This window comes from Streptomyces geranii (assembly GCF_002954775.1).
Lineage (GTDB): Bacteria > Actinomycetota > Actinomycetes > Streptomycetales > Streptomycetaceae > Streptomyces > Streptomyces geranii.
Genome location: NZ_KZ672953.1, coordinates 126087 through 141387, shown reverse-complemented (window position 1 = coordinate 141387; position 15301 = coordinate 126087). Strand labels below are relative to the sequence as shown.

Annotated in this window: 13 protein-coding genes and 1 tRNA gene; 3 read left to right on the top strand and 11 right to left on the bottom strand. The window is 69.6% G+C overall.

Annotated elements, in window-relative coordinates; translation table 11 throughout:
- Nucleotides 1-109: 109 nt before the first annotated feature.
- The 3 genes from CW359_RS04045 to CW359_RS04035 all read right to left on the bottom strand — a co-directional run bounded on the left by CW359_RS04045 (nucleotide 110) and on the right by CW359_RS04035 (nucleotide 5271).
- Nucleotides 110-1912: a tetratricopeptide repeat protein gene (locus CW359_RS04045; protein WP_105968338.1), complete on the bottom strand. Its 1803-nt coding sequence runs from the start codon at nucleotides 1910-1912 to the stop codon at nucleotides 110-112.
- A gap of 214 nt (nucleotides 1913-2126) precedes the next feature.
- Nucleotides 2127-2200: transfer RNA gene (locus tag CW359_RS04040), tRNA-Met, on the bottom strand.
- A gap of 71 nt (nucleotides 2201-2271) precedes the next feature.
- On the bottom strand, nucleotides 2272-5271 hold the full coding sequence (locus tag CW359_RS04035; RefSeq protein WP_105968337.1) for a UPF0182 family membrane protein: 3000 nt from the start codon (nucleotides 5269-5271) through the stop codon (nucleotides 2272-2274).
- A 164-nt stretch (nucleotides 5272-5435) separates the two neighbouring features.
- On the opposite strand from CW359_RS04035, the gene CW359_RS04030 reads away from it, so the two are divergent.
- A complete protein-coding gene (locus CW359_RS04030) occupies nucleotides 5436-5978 on the top strand; it encodes a PPA1309 family protein (protein WP_105968336.1) in 543 nt (180 codons plus the stop codon).
- Between the two features lie 35 nt (nucleotides 5979-6013).
- Here the strand turns inward: CW359_RS04030 and CW359_RS04025 are convergent, their stop codons facing one another.
- The 4 genes from CW359_RS04025 to CW359_RS04015 form a co-directional block, all read right to left on the bottom strand.
- Nucleotides 6014-7108 (bottom strand): YlbL family protein, encoded by a 1095-nt coding sequence (locus CW359_RS04025; protein ID WP_105968335.1) that lies wholly within the window; start codon nucleotides 7106-7108, stop codon nucleotides 6014-6016.
- A gap of 57 nt (nucleotides 7109-7165) precedes the next feature.
- Nucleotides 7166-7324 carry a hypothetical protein gene (locus CW359_RS45735; protein ID WP_189147013.1) on the bottom strand — a complete coding sequence of 53 codons (159 nt, stop codon included), beginning with the start codon at nucleotides 7322-7324 and terminating at the stop codon, nucleotides 7166-7168.
- A gap of 112 nt (nucleotides 7325-7436) precedes the next feature.
- On the bottom strand, nucleotides 7437-7898 hold the full coding sequence (locus CW359_RS04020) for a molybdenum cofactor biosynthesis protein MoaE (protein ID WP_105968334.1): 462 nt from the start codon (nucleotides 7896-7898) through the stop codon (nucleotides 7437-7439).
- A gap of 174 nt (nucleotides 7899-8072) precedes the next feature.
- Complete coding sequence (locus CW359_RS04015; RefSeq protein ID WP_105968333.1) at nucleotides 8073-9185, bottom strand: SDR family oxidoreductase; 1113 nt, start codon at nucleotides 9183-9185, stop codon at nucleotides 8073-8075.
- A gap of 189 nt (nucleotides 9186-9374) precedes the next feature.
- Here CW359_RS04015 and CW359_RS04010 point away from each other — a divergent pair, with 189 nt between their 5' ends.
- Nucleotides 9375-10766: a zinc-dependent metalloprotease gene (locus tag CW359_RS04010; RefSeq protein WP_105968332.1), complete on the top strand. Its 1392-nt coding sequence runs from the start codon at nucleotides 9375-9377 to the stop codon at nucleotides 10764-10766.
- Entirely contained in the window at nucleotides 10763-11287 is a 525-nt protein-coding gene (locus CW359_RS04005) for an NUDIX hydrolase (protein ID WP_105968331.1), read from the top strand. Before CW359_RS04010 ends, CW359_RS04005 begins: the two co-directional genes overlap by 4 nt.
- 111 nt (nucleotides 11288-11398) lie before the next feature.
- Here the strand turns inward: CW359_RS04005 and CW359_RS04000 are convergent, their stop codons facing one another.
- The 4 genes from CW359_RS04000 to CW359_RS03985 form a co-directional block, all read right to left on the bottom strand.
- Nucleotides 11399-12154: an AIM24 family protein gene (locus tag CW359_RS04000; protein ID WP_105968330.1), complete on the bottom strand. Its 756-nt coding sequence runs from the start codon at nucleotides 12152-12154 to the stop codon at nucleotides 11399-11401.
- Between the two features lie 17 nt (nucleotides 12155-12171).
- Nucleotides 12172-12852 (bottom strand): AIM24 family protein, encoded by a 681-nt coding sequence (locus CW359_RS03995; protein WP_105968329.1) that lies wholly within the window; start codon nucleotides 12850-12852, stop codon nucleotides 12172-12174.
- A gap of 11 nt (nucleotides 12853-12863) precedes the next feature.
- Entirely contained in the window at nucleotides 12864-14546 is a 1683-nt protein-coding gene (locus tag CW359_RS03990) for a TerD family protein (RefSeq protein WP_105968328.1), read from the bottom strand.
- A gap of 137 nt (nucleotides 14547-14683) precedes the next feature.
- Complete coding sequence (locus CW359_RS03985; RefSeq protein WP_105968327.1) at nucleotides 14684-15286, bottom strand: M48 metallopeptidase family protein; 603 nt, start codon at nucleotides 15284-15286, stop codon at nucleotides 14684-14686.
- Nucleotides 15287-15301: the final 15 nt, after the last annotated feature.

The following is a 15301-nucleotide window of genomic DNA, read 5'->3' as shown; positions in this document are numbered from 1 at the left end:
CCCCCCCCCCGGGGGGGGGGGGGCGGCCCCCCCCCCAGGAAGGGATGGGACGGGTAGGGGCGGCGGGGGCGAGAAAAACCCAACGCCCACCCCCACCCACGCACCCCACTCACGCAGAAAGCTCCTCCCGCAAAGCATCCCGCAACCGAGCCGCCCGCTCAGCGACCTCCCCCGGCCCAAGAGAAACGGCAAGATCAGCCCACCGCTGCCCCTCAGCCAACTCCCCCCGCCGCGCATAGACCAGCGCCAACCTCAACGCCGCCCGCCCATGCCCCGCCTCGGCAGCCCGAGCCCACCACACAGCGGCCTCGGGCTCACTCCCCTCCCGAGCCAACAGCAACCCCAGGTTGAACGCCCCGTTTCGGGAACCCGCCTCAGCCGCAGCCCGATACCACCGAGCCGCCTCGACCACGTCCCCCCGGGCGGACGCCAGCATCCCCACCCGCACCTGAGCCCGCCGATGCCCCTGAGAAGCCGCCCGCTCGTACCACTCCTCGCACTCCGTCTTCTCGTGCGCGATCTCCCCCAACTCATGCGCGGGCGCCTGCGGACGCCGAGCGTCAAGCACGGCAGCCAGCCGATACGCGGCCTCGGGGCTCCCCCCACCCGCCGCGCACCGCAGATACCGCTCAGCCTCCCGCTCGTCCCCGTCCCGCAACCGCACGATCCCGACCTGAAGCGCCGCCTCGGTGTGCCCGGCACCAGCCGCCCGCTCGTACCACCGCAGCGCCGCCTCGTCCTCGCCCCGCCCGGCATGCAGAATCCCGAGGTTGAAGGCGGCGTCGACGCTCCCCGCCTCGGCGGCCTTGGAGAACCACGGCTCGGCCCCCGACGCGTCCCCGCCCTGCAACAGCAGAATGGCGAGCGCGTTGGCGGCCTCCCGGTGCCCGGCGTACGCGGCACGGCGATACCACTGCTCGGCCTGCGCCGTACGCGCCTGCTCGGCGCAGAGCAGCCCGAGGTTGTACGCGCCGTTGACATCCCCCGCGTCCATGGCGGCCCGGTACCAGCGCTCGGCGGTCTGGGTCTCACCCCGCTCGGCGTGCAGCGCGCCCAGCGCGTTGGCGGCGTTGCCGTCCCCGTCCTGGGCAGCGCGCAGCCACCACACGGCGGCGCTCTCGGTGTCGCCCGCGTCCCGCAGCAGGAACCCGAGCGCGCACGCGGCCCGGGCCTCGCCCTCCTTGGCGGAGGTCAGATACCAGCGCCCGGCCTCCTTCAGCTCACCGCGCTTCTCCAGGATGGCGCCGAGCTGCAGCGCGGCCCGCCGATGCCCACGGGCGGCGGCCTGCCGATACCACTGCTCGACCTCACCGGCACCGTCACCCGCACCCTCGGCGCCCGCGCCCCCGGCCCCCTCCGAGACCTTCCGGTCGAGCGCCCGGGCCAGCCGGTACGCCGCCTCCCGGTGCCCCCGCTCGGCGGCGACCCGCATCCACTGCTCGGTGGCGACGTCCCCGCGGTGCTCCAGCAGATCGGCGAGCGCGTACGCGCCCAGCACATGGCCCTGCTCGGCGGACTGGCGCAGCCAGTACTCGGCGGCCGGCTCGTCACCACGCTCACGGTGGTGGCGGCCGAGCGCGTGCGCGGCGGGGGCGGAGCCGGCCACGGCGGCGATCCGCCACCACCCGGCGGCGTCGTCCGCGTACCCGCGCTGATGGAGGAGGACCCCCAGGTTGTTGGCGGCGGCACGGTCACCCGCCGCGGTGGCGGCACGCAGCTGAGGCTCGGCTCCGTCGAGATCGCCACGGCGCAGCAGCATGGCTCCGAGGACACTCATCGCCTCGACGTCGCCGGCCTCGGCGGCGAGCCGTTGGCGTGCCTCTTCTACCGCCTCGCCGGTTTCGTCCCGGTCGGGAGGCTGCACAAATCGCCCTGTCTCCAACAGAGTTGCCTTGTCCCCCATAACGTCCATCGTCGCACCACCTGCAACCTGGGTACACCTGGTATACCGCAGTCAGTGAGGTCTCTACAGCGTTTTGTCGACATGCCCACAGAGAGACAAGTCAAACACAGTTCCCCTCAACTGCCCCCGGAAGGCGCGGCCTTCACCAGGTCGGCACACACGTTCGCACACCCGCACACCACGAAGGCCCGGATCCTTGGAGGATCCGGGCCTTCGCAATCAGTAGCGGGGACAGGATTTGAACCTGCGACCTCTGGGTTATGAGCCCAGCGAGCTACCGAGCTGCTCCACCCCGCGCCGTTGTGTTGCAACCGTACCACGGCGCGGGAGGAGCGGGAGCCACTGTCTGAACAGGCCCCCGACCAGCACTAACCGCTGCTGGAACCACTGGTGGAACTACTGCTGGGACTGCTGCTCGGCGAACTGCTGGGCTTGGGACTGGCGCTGGCGGAAGCACCGCTTCCGGAACCACTCCCGCTACCGCTGCCGGTCCCGCTGCCTGCCTTGTCGGCCGCGGTCTGTGCCTCCTCGGCCCGCTGGAGGGCGTCCTCAAGGTCGGCCTGCGCCTTGCCGTACGCCTCCCAGTCGCCCTTCTTGAGGGCCGCCTGGCCGTCGTCGAAGGCCTTTTGGGCATCGTCGAGTGCCTCTTGGACCGTCGGATTGTCGGACGTCGGCGGCGGTGTCGTCGTACCACCGCCGTCGTCCGGCGGTTCGGTGACCGTGCCCTCCGCACCGAAGACCTTGTTGAGCGCGGCGTCGAGCGTGTCCTCGAAGGCGGTCTGGCCGCCGTAGGTCACCAACACCTTGCGCAACAGCGGGTACTTGAGGCCGCTGCCGCGTACGTAGACGGGCTCCACGTAGAGCAGCCCCCCGTCGAGCGGCACGGTCAGCAGGTTGCCGTACTCGATCTCCGAGTCGCCGCCTCTCAGCAGCCTGATGGACTCGGCGATGTCCTGTTCGGAGTTGAACTGGCTCTGGACCTGTTTGGGCCCGTCGACCGTTCTGCTCGTCGGCAGCTTCAGGATTCTGATCGTGCCGTAATCACTGGTCCCCGCCTCGGCGTTGACCGACATGAAGGCACTGAGGTTGTCCCGGCCGTTCGGCGTGAACGTCGTCGTCAGGGAGAACGTCTGCGCCTGCTGGTCGGGCATCTTCAGGCTCTGGTAGTACGGCGGCACCGCGTCGCCCGACTTGTTGCTCGGGTCGTCCGGCACCTGCCACACCTCGGAGCCGCTGAGGAAGGTCTCGGCGTCCGCCACGTGGTAGCGGGTGAGCAGCTCGCGCTGGACCTTGAACAGGTCCTGCGGGTACCGGAGATGAGCCATCAGCGAGGCGGAGATGTCGCTCTTCGGCTCGACCGTGTTCGGGAAGGCCTTCATCCAGGTCTTGAGGACCGGGTCCTTCGTGTCCCACTGGTAGAGCTTGACCTCACCGGTGTACGCGTCGACGGTCGCCTTCACCGAGTTGCGGATGTAGTTGACCTGGTTCTGCTGGGCCACCACGGCGCGCTGGTTGTTGTTGGCGGTGAGCGAGTCGGCCGTCGTGTCGCCCAGCGTGGTGCGGGAGGCGTACGGATAGCCGTTCGTCGTCGTGTACGCGTCGACGATCCACTGGATCTCACCGTCGACGACGGCCGGGTAGGCGTCACCGTCGATGGTCAGCCAGGGCGCGACCGCCTCGACGCGCTCCTTGGGCGTGCGGTTGTACAGGATCCGCGAACCCTCGCCGATGGCACCGGAGTAGAGGATCTGCGGCTCGCTGAACGCGACGGCGTACGCGGCACGGTTCATCGGGTTGGAGAGGTTGACGCCGCTCTTCCCCGTGTAGCTGGTGGTCTTCTCACCGGTGTCGTCGGAGTAGTCGATCTCCTTCTGGGGACCGCCGACGATCGAGTACTGGCTGGTCTTCTCGCCGTAGTAGATCCGCTGCTGGTACGTCCCGAGGTCACCCGTGGACGGCAGGTCGGACTCGGTGAAGACCGGGCGGCCCTCGGCGTCTGCCGTGGTGCCCTTGGCCGCGACCACACCGAAGCCGTGCGTGTAGCGGAAGTGGTCGTTGATCCAGTTGTTCTTCGGAATGCCGTTGAGGTTCAGCTCACGCAGACCGATGACCGTGTCCTGGTCCTTGCCGTCCTTGCTGTACCGGTCGACGTCCAGGTTGGTCGGGAAGGCGTAGTAGTTACGCATCTGCTGGAGCTGCTGGAACGTCGGCGACACGATGTTCGGGTCCATGATGCGGATGCTCGCCGTGGCGTCGACGTCGTCGCGCAGCTTGGTCTTGTCCTCGGTGTCGCTGCGGCCCGCGTACTCGCTGACCTTGGCGTCGTCGATGCCGTACGCCTCACGCGTCGCCTTGAGGTTCTTGGTGACGTAGGGCGCTTCCTTGGCCTGCTCGTTCGGCTGGACCTGGAACTTCTGCACGATCGCCGGGTAGAGCCCGCCGATGAGGATGGCCGACAGGACCATCAGTCCGAAGCCGATGACGGGCAGCTGCCAGGTGCGCCGCCAGAGCGTCGCGAAGAACAGCAGCGAGCAGATGATCGCGATGCAGAACAGGATCGTCTTGGCCGGCAGATAGGCGTTGGCGTCGACGTACCGAAGGCCCGTCCAGTTGCCGGTCGCCTTGAAGTCGCTCGACTTCACCGCGAGGCCGTACCGGTCGAGCCAGTACGCGACCGCCTTGAGGGCGACGAAGAGACCCAGCAGCACGGACAGATGCCCGGTCGCGGCGGCCGTGGCCCGCGCTCCCGGGCTGGTGACGCGCAGCCCGCCGTACAGATAGTGGGTGAGGGCGGCGGCGATCAGGGAGAGGATCGTGGCGGCGAAGCCGAAGCCCAGCATGAAGCGGTACCAGGGCAGGTCGAAGGCGTAGAAGGACACGTCCAGACCGAACTGGGGGTCCTTCTGTCCGAAGGACACACCGTTGACCCACATCAGCCAGGTCCGCCACTGCCCGGACGCCGAGGCGCCCGCGATGAGGCCGACCAGGGCGGTGATGCCGAGGAGCAGCCACTTCTTGTACGGGGCGATGCCCATGCGGTAGCGGTCGAGGCTCTGCTGCTCCATCGACATGGCGCTGAGCGGCGGGCGCAGCCGGTGCGCCAGCCAGATGTTGACCCCTACGGCGGTCGCCATCAGCAGGCCGAAGACGAAGAAAAGTCCGATCTTGGTCCACAGCGTGGTCGTGAAGACCGAGGAGTAGTTGACCGAGCGGTACCAGAGCCAGTCCGTCCAGAATCCCGCGAACATGACGAACGCCATGCCGAGTACGGCAAGGACGCCCAGCGTCATGAGCAGGGTCCGGACGCGCCGGGACGGGCGGCCCACTCTGATCCGTGGCCCCTGCGGGCCTCCGCCGCGGTCCGGCATCTGGAAAGCCAAGGTGGCACCTCAAAAGTCGCTGTCGGTCCGTCAGGCCCCCGTGATCGCGGACCATCCGTCAGGCCTCGTGATCGTAGAGGCCTCACCTATGCAACTTACTCACGCTTTACTCGGTTCCCGCTTCGGGCCATGAACGAGGCAGGATTGTGACCATGTCCAACACTCCCATGGCGGCGAACCCGCTCACCCGGGCCGTACTCGAGATCGACGAGTACGTCTCCGGCCTCGGCTGGGACCAGCCGGCCAGGCTCTTCGCACTCGTAGACACCGCCCGGCTGAAGGTCCAGGAACCCTCTCTCGCCGCCCAGCTCGGCCTGACCGAGGAGCAGGAGGCCGCCGGTCTCACCCCGATCGAGCAGGACGAGATCCCGGCGGGCAAGCCGCTGGACGACTTCCTCGCCACCATCGCCTGGCCGGACGCGGTCGTCGGCTGCGCGCTCACCGTGGAGCGGCTGATGCTGCCGCCGTCCGCGGAGGCGTCGGTCCCGCAGGGGCTGAGCGACAAGAAGCTGACGGCCTGGGTCGCCGCGCACCCGGACCGCCAGGAGGTCCGGATGACGGTCGGGGTGCTGCGCGACGGCACCCGGGACTCGGCGGTCCGCCTGCGCGAGAAGGACGCGGCGACGGAGGTGCTGACGGGCTCGGGCCTGGTACCGGGCCTGGCGGAGGCCCTGTCGGCGACGTTCGCGGAGTGATGGCGGAGTAACGAGCGGGCACTCCTACGGAGTGCCTACTTGGTGCCGCACTTAGGCAGATCGCCGGTGTCGCCGGACCGGATGTCCTTGAGGGCGCTCAACGCATCGCCAATGGTGCCCACCTTGACGAGCGTGAGCCCCTCGGGGGTGTCCTTGGCGGCAGCCGCGCAGTTGTCGGCCGGGGTCAGGAAGTACTGAGCCCCTTTTTCCCGCGCGCCGACGGTCTTCATCTCGATCCCGCCGATGGGACCGACCTTGCCGTCGTCGTCGATGGTGCCGGTACCGGCCACGAACTTGCCGCCGGTGAGGCTCCCGGGCGTCAGCTTGTCGTAGATCCCCAGGGCGAACATCAGTCCGGCACTCGGGCCGCCGACATCGGCGAGCTTGATGTCGATGGTGAACGGGAAGGTGTGGTCGGTCCCGGCGGAGATCCCGACGATGGCGCGCTGGGTGCCGCTGTCCTCGGACTTCGTGGTCGTGATGGTGATGTCCTGCGTCTTGGTGGCGGCCCGGTTCGCCTTCTCGGCGGCGGCCTGCTCGGCGGCGGGCACGATGGTGAAGACGACCTTCTCGCCGGCCTTGTGCTTCGTCACCAGCTTGGCGACGTCGGAGGGCTCCTTGACGGCCGTACCGTCGACGGCCTTGATGACATCACCGGCGTGCAGTTCCCCCTCGGCAGGAGAGCCTTTCAACACGGTGGAGACAATGACCCAGGACTGCACGGGAACATCAAGCTCTTTCAGAGCCGCGACCTTGGCACTCTCCTGGGACTGGCTGAACTCCTCGGCGTTCTCCTGGGTCGACTGCTCCTCGGTCTTGCCGTCCGGATAGAGCGTGTCGTGCGGCACGACCTTGTTGTCGTGCGCGAGCCACCCGTACACGGCCTCGACGAGGTTCATGTTGTAGTCGGCGCTGGTGACCCGGACGGTGGTCATGTTCAGATGTCCGGAGGTCGCGTAGGTCTTGCGCCCGGAGATCTGCAGCACCGGCTCGCCGTCATGGTCCCCGAGGGTGTTCACGGTCGGCCCCGGCGACATCTCCGCGTACGGCACGGTGATGAACACTCCGGCGCAGAAAAGCGCGATCAGCATGAGGGTGGAGGCGAGCATCGTCGCGGTGCGGCGTGGCATGGCACGACAGTACGGGACGGTCCTGTCGGCGCACCGTCAGGGCCGCCCGTACGGGTATCAGGTCCGGGACTTCTCCATGGCCTCGCGGAACCGCACGTAGCCGTCGAGTTCGGGCCCGTCACCGCGTGTCCTGCGAGTCCGGTTGGCCCAACTTCCCCACAGGCCGGCGCCGATCGCAGCCACCAGCGGAATCAGCAACCAGGCGAGTGCCGCCATGCCGACCTCCCAACCCCAAAAGAGTGACCGCAACTGACTGATCAGCAGATTAACCTCCGCTGTGTTAACGCTCACGCCCGGGGTGCGGTTACGCAACCGGAGCGACGCGCACTCAGCAGGCGCCGACCCATTCCTCGGTCCCGTCGGAGAAGGTCTGGTGCTTCCAGATGGGCACCTCGCGCTTGAGATCGTCGATCAGCTTCCGACAGGCGGCGAAGGCCTCCCCCCGATGCGGACAGGAAACGGCGACGACAACAGCCAGATCCCCCACTCTCAAATCCCCGACCCGATGCACAGCGGCAAGCGCCCGCACGGGAAACTCGGCGACGACCTTCTCGGCGACACGCCGAATCTCGGCCTCGGCGCTGGGATGACACGAATACCCGAGCCCCTCGACATCGGCCCCACCGTCATGATCCCGAACGGTCCCGACGAAGAGGACGGTCCCCCCGGCGGAGTCGTCCCCCACGGCCCGAAAAACCTCATCGAGGGAGAGCGCCTCATCCCGAACGGCAACAAGCTTGATGGGCTCCAGAGCGGCGAACTCACCGGGATGAACGTCAAGGGATGCCATACCCCCATGGTGCCACCCCAGCACCCCCTCCAGCCCGTCCGGCGTTTGAGGACGAGCGCGTTCAGCGCGACAGGCGGGGGTCTGGGGGCGCAGCCCCCGGTGGGGGTCCCCCCTCTGGGGGAGGGACGGGTAGGGGCGGCGGGGGCGAGGAAAACCCCACCCGCACCCCACCCCTCAAATCCGCCGCCGAGCCTTCCGAGCCCGCCGCACCACCGCAGCCGCACCCAACAACGCCACAGTCGCCCCCGCAGCCCCCGCCGCAGTCGCGTCCTTCCGCCCCAACCGCCGCCCGGCAACCGTATGCCGCCCCGCAACCTCCTCCAGCAGCTCAGCAAGCACCTCCTCATTGCTCCACTGAGGCCGCCACCCCGCATCGTGCAACCGACTCCCGCTCACCACCCACGGATACATCGTGTACGCCAGATCCCCCGCCGGAGAGGGCGTCAGCCCGATCCGGTGCAGCCGGGCAGCCGCGCCGAGAGCGACGGCGGACGGCAGCTCCATGCGCCGGATCCCGCTCAGCTCCTCGACCTCCTCCTGCTCCAGCCACCCGTCACACCCGACGGCAAGCTCCCCCTCGACCTTCTCCAGCACCGCGTACTCCAGAGCGCTGCAGAGATCCTCGACGTGGCAGAACTGCCACGCGGGCCGCGACCCGGCCACGACAAGCAGCCGAGGCGACTCGAAGTACCTGGTCAGAGCGGTGTCCGTACCTCCGATCAGCACTGCGGGCCGCACAACCGTCACGTTCAGCCCCGGATGCGCCCGCGGCGCGCGCCGCGCGAGCCGCTCGATCTCCAGCAGGTCCCCGACCCCGGTCGCCTCGGCGGTGGCCCGCAGCTCGGCGTCCTCGGCGAGCGGCAGCTCGTTGTCCGGCAGCGCGCCGTAGACCATCGCGGAGGTGCACAGCACGACCCGGTGCACTCCGGCCGCAGCGGCGGCGGTCAGTACGGTCTGCGTCCCGCGGACGTTGTAGGCCGTACGGGCGGCGCCGTCCGTCTCCAGGTCCAGATCGACAGCCAGATGGACCACGACATCGGCGCCGCGCAGCTTCTCCGCGATGGCCGGATCCCGTACATCCAGGATGTGCCACTGCGCCGCCGCGCACTCACCCCGGCGCTCGTCGATGGCGACGACCTGCTTGATCTCGTCGGACGCGGCGAGCCGCTCGGTGAGCAGTGCCCCGATGCCCGTCGCGGCGCCGGTGACCGCGACGACCGGCCCGCGTATGGCCGGATTGGTTGAGTGGTTTCGCGCTGCGCGAACCTGCGGATCTGGGGAACTCACCGGCGTCTCCAGCGGTTGTCTTCAGTAAGGACGCGCGTGACGCGTACGTACCAGGTGACATCCATCCTGCCGCAGGCCAGGAGTCGGCGGAGCACCGAGCCCCACAACCGGCCGCGGTGTCTAGGCTGGGTGGTGTTGTCGGGCAGCCGCCGTCGGGAGAACCGACGGCCTTACCAGCCGAGGAATCCCGTGAGTGACACCCCATTCGGATTCGGCCTTCCGCCGGAGGAGCCGGAGAACGGCGACGAGGGCAAGAAGAAGGACCAGCAGAGCGGTGGTGGTCAGGGACCGTTCGGTTTCGGACCTGCCGGCTTCGGCGGTCCCGGAGGCGACAATCCGCTCGCAGCCATGTTCGGTTCCCTGAACCCCAACGACCTGGGCGCAGCGTTCCAGCAGCTGGGCCAGATGCTCTCGTACGAGGGCGGGCCGGTGAACTGGGACATGGCCAAGCAGATCGCCCGCCAGACGGTCTCCCAGGGGACGTCGGACGGTGTCAAGGACGCCAGCATCGGTCCCGCCGAGCGCACCGCGGTCGAGGAGGCCGTCCGGCTGGCGGACCTGTGGCTGGACGACGCGACATCGCTGCCGTCCGGTGCGGGCTCCGCGGTGGCGTGGAGCCGCGCGGAGTGGGTCGAGGCGACCCTGCCCGCGTGGAAGGAGCTGGTCGACCCGGTCGCCGAGCGCGTCGGCGCGGCCATGGGCGATGTGCTGCCCGAGGAGATGCAGGCCATGGCGGGCCCGCTGATCGGCATGATGCGCTCCATGGGCGGCGCCATGTTCGGTACGCAGATCGGGCAGGCCGTAGGGGTCCTCGCGGGCGAGGTCGTGGGCTCCACGGACATCGGTCTGCCCCTGGGTCCGGCGGGCCGGGCCGCGCTGCTGCCGGCGAACATCGAGGCGTTCGGCAAGGACCTGGGCGTGCCCCAGGAGGAGGTGCGGCTGTATCTCGCCCTGCGCGAGGCCGCCCACCAGCGCCTGTTCGCCCATGTGCCGTGGCTGCGCTCGCACCTGTTCGGCGCGGTCGACGGCTACGCGCGCGGGATCAAGGTCGACACGGCCAAGCTGGAGGACGTGGTCGGCCAGTTCGACCCGCAGAACCCGGAGCAGATCCAGGAGGCGCTCCAGCAGGGCATGTTCCAGCCGGAGGACACCCCGGAGCAGAAGATCGCCCTGGCCCGGCTGGAGACGGCACTGGCCCTGGTGGAGGGCTGGGTGGACGCGGTGGTCCACGCGGCGGCCAAGCCCCGTCTGACGTCCGCGGACGCGCTGCGCGAGACGCTGCGCCGCCGGCGGGCCTCGGGGGGTCCGGCCGAGCAGACGTTCGCCACGCTGATCGGCCTGGAGCTGCGCCCGCGCCGGCTGCGCGACGCGTCGCGCCTGTGGGCGTCGCTGACGGACGCGCGCGGTGTCGACGGCCGGGACGGCCTGTGGGCCCACCCGGACATGCTGCCGACCGCCTCCGACCTGGACGACCCGGACGGCTTCGTGCACCGCGAGCAGCTCGACTTCTCGGAGCTGGACAAGATGCTCGGCGAGGCAGCCGAGAAGCCCAACCTCAAGAAGGACGACGACTCCGAGTGAGTCTGTACGACGACGCGGTCCTCGTACTGAAGGAGTACGAGGACCAGCAAGAGCTGCGGGACGCCTATCTCGGCCATCTGGAGGCACATCCGGACGGCATGTGGAAGTCGTGCTGCGCGGGGCACCTCACGGCGAGCGCGCTGGTGATCGACCCCTCGCGCGGCCAGGTGCTGCTGACGCTGCACAAGAAGCTGCGGATGTGGCTGCAGATGGGCGGCCACTGCGAGCCGCAGGACGTCTCCGTCGCCGCCGCGGCGCTGCGCGAGGCCACGGAGGAGTCGGGCATCACGGCGGGCCTGACGCTGCTCAAGGGCGGCCCGGTCCGGCTGGACCGCCATCCGATCCCGGCACCGTGCCACTGGCACCTCGATGTGCAGTACGCGGTGGTGGCGCCGCCCGGAGCGGTCCAGGAGATCAGCGACGAGTCCCTGGACCTGCGCTGGTTCGCCTACGCCGAGGTGGCGGAGGTGGCGGACGACTCGGTCGTACGACTGCTCGAAGCGACGCGCGCCAGACTGTGACCGGGTGAGGCGCGACCGCGAGTGAAGGGCGACCACGGGTAAGGGGCGACCGCCCATGGTGGTCGCCCCTTACACATCCGCACTGCCTGTCCGGACGGCTGTCCCGCGCGGCTAGCTCCAGGCGTTGCCCTGGTTCTGGCTGCGGACCCCCTGCTGGCCCATCCCGTACTGCGCGGCGAGGCCGGAGCCGATCTGGGCGTTCTGCGGCGGCAGCAGCTCGCTGGGCTGGACCAGCGCGTAGCCACTGCCCATGAAGCTGAGTTCCCAGCCCTCACCGGTGTTGCCACGGCGCCGCCACACACCGGAGGTGTGCGTCTGGGCCTGCATCTGTACGCGCAGTCCGGTCGACCAGGCCACGATCGCGTCGGCGTCGCAGTTGACGTACTTGTCGGGCGTCACCTGCATCATCAGCGGCGCACCGGAGGTCATCAGGGCGACCTTGCCGCGGCCGGTGATGTTGAGCTGGTACTTCCCGGAGCCGGAGATGCCGTACAGGCTGTCCACGGCGATGACCTCGTGGTGCAGCCCGGAGTCCATCGCGAGGACGTAGCTGCTGTCGACGGTCAGCCCGTCCTGCTCCACGTCCACCACATGGATGTGCTGGGCGAGGTTGGCGAGATAGACCGTGCCCTGCCCGTGGCAGCGCATCAGGTCCAGGCCCTCGCCGGTGGCCGCCCGGGAGCGGCCCTGGCCTCTGCTCTGGTACTCGGCGTCGAACTCCATCAGCCCCTGGTAGGCGACCATCGTGCCCTTGCGGGCGAGGATGTCGTCGTGGCCCTCCAGGGTGACCCGGAGCATCTGCTTGCTCTGCAGGCTCCAGCGTTCCTGGGTCTGCGAGTCGTTGTGCGCGAAAAGTGAGCTCTGCATGGCGTTCTGGCTCCCCCTCAGCCCCGGATCCGGAGACGGTCGGTGCTGTCCTCGCTGGGCTGGACGACGACGATGCCTTGGCCGGAGAAGGCCATCTGGTAGGCCTCGCCGCTGCCCCGCCCGATGAGGGACTGTGCCTTGAAGCTGCGCTTGCCCTTCACCTTGAGGTTCGGCGACCAGGCGACGAGCGCGTCCGGGTCGACGTAGGTCTCGTCCTCGCCGCCACCGCAGTCGACGACGATCGGCTTGCCCCGGGAGGTCAGCGCGACCCAGCCCTGCCCCGAGATCTTGGTGTTCCACAGGCCCTGTCCGGCGAACTTGGCCAGCCCCTTGACCCGTTCGACACCCCAGCTGAGGTGGGCGTCGAAGGCGAGCAGGTTGGTGGCGTTGACGGAGATGCCGTCGCCGTTGAGGTTGATCACGATGACGTTCGCGCCGTAGTCGGCGAGATAGAGCAGGCCGTCCCCGGAGCACTTCATCAGGGGCGCTCCCTCACCGGTGGCCCAGTCGCGCGCGATCTGGCGCACGGCCGGCGGGTTGGGCTCGTACTGGACGAAGCCTTCGTAGGCGACCATCGACCCCACGCGCGCGAGGAGGTCGTTTCCGGTCTGCATGGCGACCTTCAGCATGTGGTTGCCGTGGTTCTCCATACGGGCGGTGACGGGTGCGGGAGCGTAGCCCGCGAGCGGCTGGTTCATGACGGGCTCCCTCAGACCTCGTACGGCTGGACGACGATGAAGTTCCCGGGCGCACCCCGGAACTGGAGGTTGACGCTCTCTCCGGTGTCGCCCGGGTAGGCGTTGCGGCGCATCCGCACCTGGCTGGAGACGACCACCTGGGAGGCGGCCGACCAGGCGACGACGGCGTTGCAGTCGGCGAACGTGGTGGGCGTGACGGGCAGCACCACGGGGGTGCCGTGCGTCTTCACGACGATCGTGCCGGTGCCCTGGAACTGCATCGTGAACAAGGCGCCACCAGGGATGCCGTGTCCCTCGACGCGACGGACCTCGTACTGGAGGCTCTCGTCGAAGGCGAGGACGTTCTCCGCGGAGACGCAGATCGCGTCGCCCTGCAGCTCCACGGGGTGCAGATGGGTGGAGTTGTCGGCGAGGAACACCTGGCCCTGGCCGGTACAGCGCATCAGCTGCATCTCCTGGCCGGTCGCGCCGCCCACGATGCGGCCGGCGAATCCGGCGCCCTTGTAGCTGAAGTCGACCTTGCCCTGGTAGAGCACCATGCTGCCCTGCCGGGCCAGCACGGGCTGGCCCGCGACGCCCAGGTCGACGCGGACCAGCTTCTTGTTCTGCTGCGTCCAGCGCTGCCCGGTCGGCGTCTCCTTGAACTGCTGGAGCGCGGCGGTGACACCGGGGTTCTGCCCGGCGCCCTGGGGCACCCCGTAGGAGGCCTGTGGGCCGGGGGCCTGCCCGAACGGCGGCTGCTGAGCGTAACCGGGAGGTCCAGGAGGACCGGGCGGGCCTGCCGGGGCCTGGGGCGGCTGCGGCTGGCCGTAGCCGGGAGGCAGCGAGCCGGTCTGGCCGGGCGTCTGGCCGTACGGAGCCTGCGGGGGCTGTGGAGCCTGCGGCGGCTGCCCGTAGGGCGCGGGGGCCGGAGCCGGGGGCGGCACCTGGGCGCCGCCGGGCGGTGTCAGGGGCGCGACGATGGTGGGGGCCGCGTGCACCGACGGCACGGGGGCCGGGGGCGCGGGCGCCGGAGCCGGGGGCGCGAATCCCTGGGCGGCGGGCTGCGGAGCGGCCGGAGCCGGTGCGGGTGCGGGTGCGGGTGCCGAAGCCGGGACGCCGAACGCGGGAGGCGCGAAACCGGGGGCGGCGGCGGGCTGGGGCTGCTCCGGGGCGGGCGGCTCCTCCTCGGCGACCTCGCCGCCGAAGTTCTTCAGCAGCGCGTCGAGGCCGCCGTCGAACCCCTGTCCGACCGCGGCGAACCGCCACACGTCCTTCAGGTAGAAGTCACCCAGCATCACGGCCCGCTCGGTGGAGAACTCCGAGCCGTCGAAGGCGTAGCGGGCCACCTCCTCGCCGCCCGCGACGATACGGATGTACCCGGGGGCGATGTGCGACATCTGCCCGGCGCCGTCGAGCGTCGCCGTGAACGACAGTTTCTGGATCTGCGGCGGGACCCGGTCGAGCGTGACGCGGAAGGACTCCGTGTCGCCCGCCTGGGCGCCCAGGAGCTGGATGGACTCCTCCGGGGACTTCGGCTGGTTGAAGAAGACGAAGTACCGGTCGTCCGAGAGCTGCTCGTCGGCGTCGAGGCCGAAGCAGCTGATGTCGAAGGTCAGCCCCGGTCCGGAGATCTGCACACCTACGTACAGATCCGTGCCCGCGGTGAGATCACTGATCCTGGCCTTGTGGCCGCGCTGGAATTCCCTGGCCATGCGTACCGACCGTCCCCCATCCCGAATGCCGAATGCGTCGGGTCAGGCTAACGGCTAATTCCGGCCTTGACCGAGGCCGGTACAAACCCGGTACACAACACCCCGTGACCGTCACACACGCGCGCGTGGCCCGCAGGTCAGTCCCCGCGCGCGGAGGGCGAATGCGGCAGGCGGTCGGCGGCGACGACCCCTTCGAGGTAGCCCCGGGCCCGCTCGGTGCGCGGATAGGCGTCCAGGAGCCGCCAGAAACGGGGCCCGTGCCCGGGCACCAGCAGATGTGCCAGCTCATGGAGGAGGACGTAGTCGACGACGTACTCGGGCATGCCCTGCAGCCGGTGCGACAGCCGGATGCTGCCTTCGGCCGGGGTGCACGAGCCCCAGCGGGTGTTCTGGTTGGTGACCCAGCGCACCGTGGTGGGCCGGGCCCGGCCGTCGAAGTACTGGTCCGACAGCTGCTCGGCGCGCTCGGCCAGCTCGCTGTCGCCGGGCACCCGTTTGTGTTTGCTCTCCTGGGCGGCGAGTTTGTCGAGCATGACAGTCACCCAGCGCTGTTCCTCGGCTTCGGACATCCGGGCCGGGATGAGCACGACGGTGCGATCGCCCTCGCGGTACGCGGAGACCGTCCGGCGTCGCCGGGCACTCCTGCGAACCTCGATCGCGCTCGCCCCCGAGCCGCTTGGCGGCTGGCTCGTCGTACTGCGCTGTGGGTTTCCGGCGCGGTGCAGTGGGTCGGCGGGCACGGCACGACGTTACCC

What these genes read in the sequence shown, in the direction of transcription:
- CW359_RS04045 (WP_105968338.1), bottom strand. Translation starts at nt 1,912, where the DNA reads ATGGACGTTATGGGGGACAAGGCAACTCTGTTGGAGACAGGGCGATTT.
- CW359_RS04035 (WP_105968337.1), bottom strand. Translation starts at nt 5,271, where the DNA reads ATGCCGGACCGCGGCGGAGGCCCGCAGGGGCCACGGATCAGAGTGGGC.
- CW359_RS03990 (WP_105968328.1), bottom strand. Translation starts at nt 14,546, where the DNA reads ATGGCCAGGGAATTCCAGCGCGGCCACAAGGCCAGGATCAGTGATCTC.
- CW359_RS04030 (WP_105968336.1), top strand. Translation starts at nt 5,436, where the DNA reads ATGTCCAACACTCCCATGGCGGCGAACCCGCTCACCCGGGCCGTACTC.
- CW359_RS04020 (WP_105968334.1), bottom strand. Translation starts at nt 7,898, where the DNA reads ATGGCATCCCTTGACGTTCATCCCGGTGAGTTCGCCGCTCTGGAGCCC.
- CW359_RS04025 (WP_105968335.1), bottom strand. Translation starts at nt 7,108, where the DNA reads ATGCCACGCCGCACCGCGACGATGCTCGCCTCCACCCTCATGCTGATC.
- CW359_RS04000 (WP_105968330.1), bottom strand. Translation starts at nt 12,154, where the DNA reads ATGCAGAGCTCACTTTTCGCGCACAACGACTCGCAGACCCAGGAACGC.
- CW359_RS03995 (WP_105968329.1), bottom strand. Translation starts at nt 12,852, where the DNA reads ATGAACCAGCCGCTCGCGGGCTACGCTCCCGCACCCGTCACCGCCCGT.
- CW359_RS45735 (WP_189147013.1), bottom strand. Translation starts at nt 7,324, where the DNA reads ATGGCGGCACTCGCCTGGTTGCTGATTCCGCTGGTGGCTGCGATCGGC.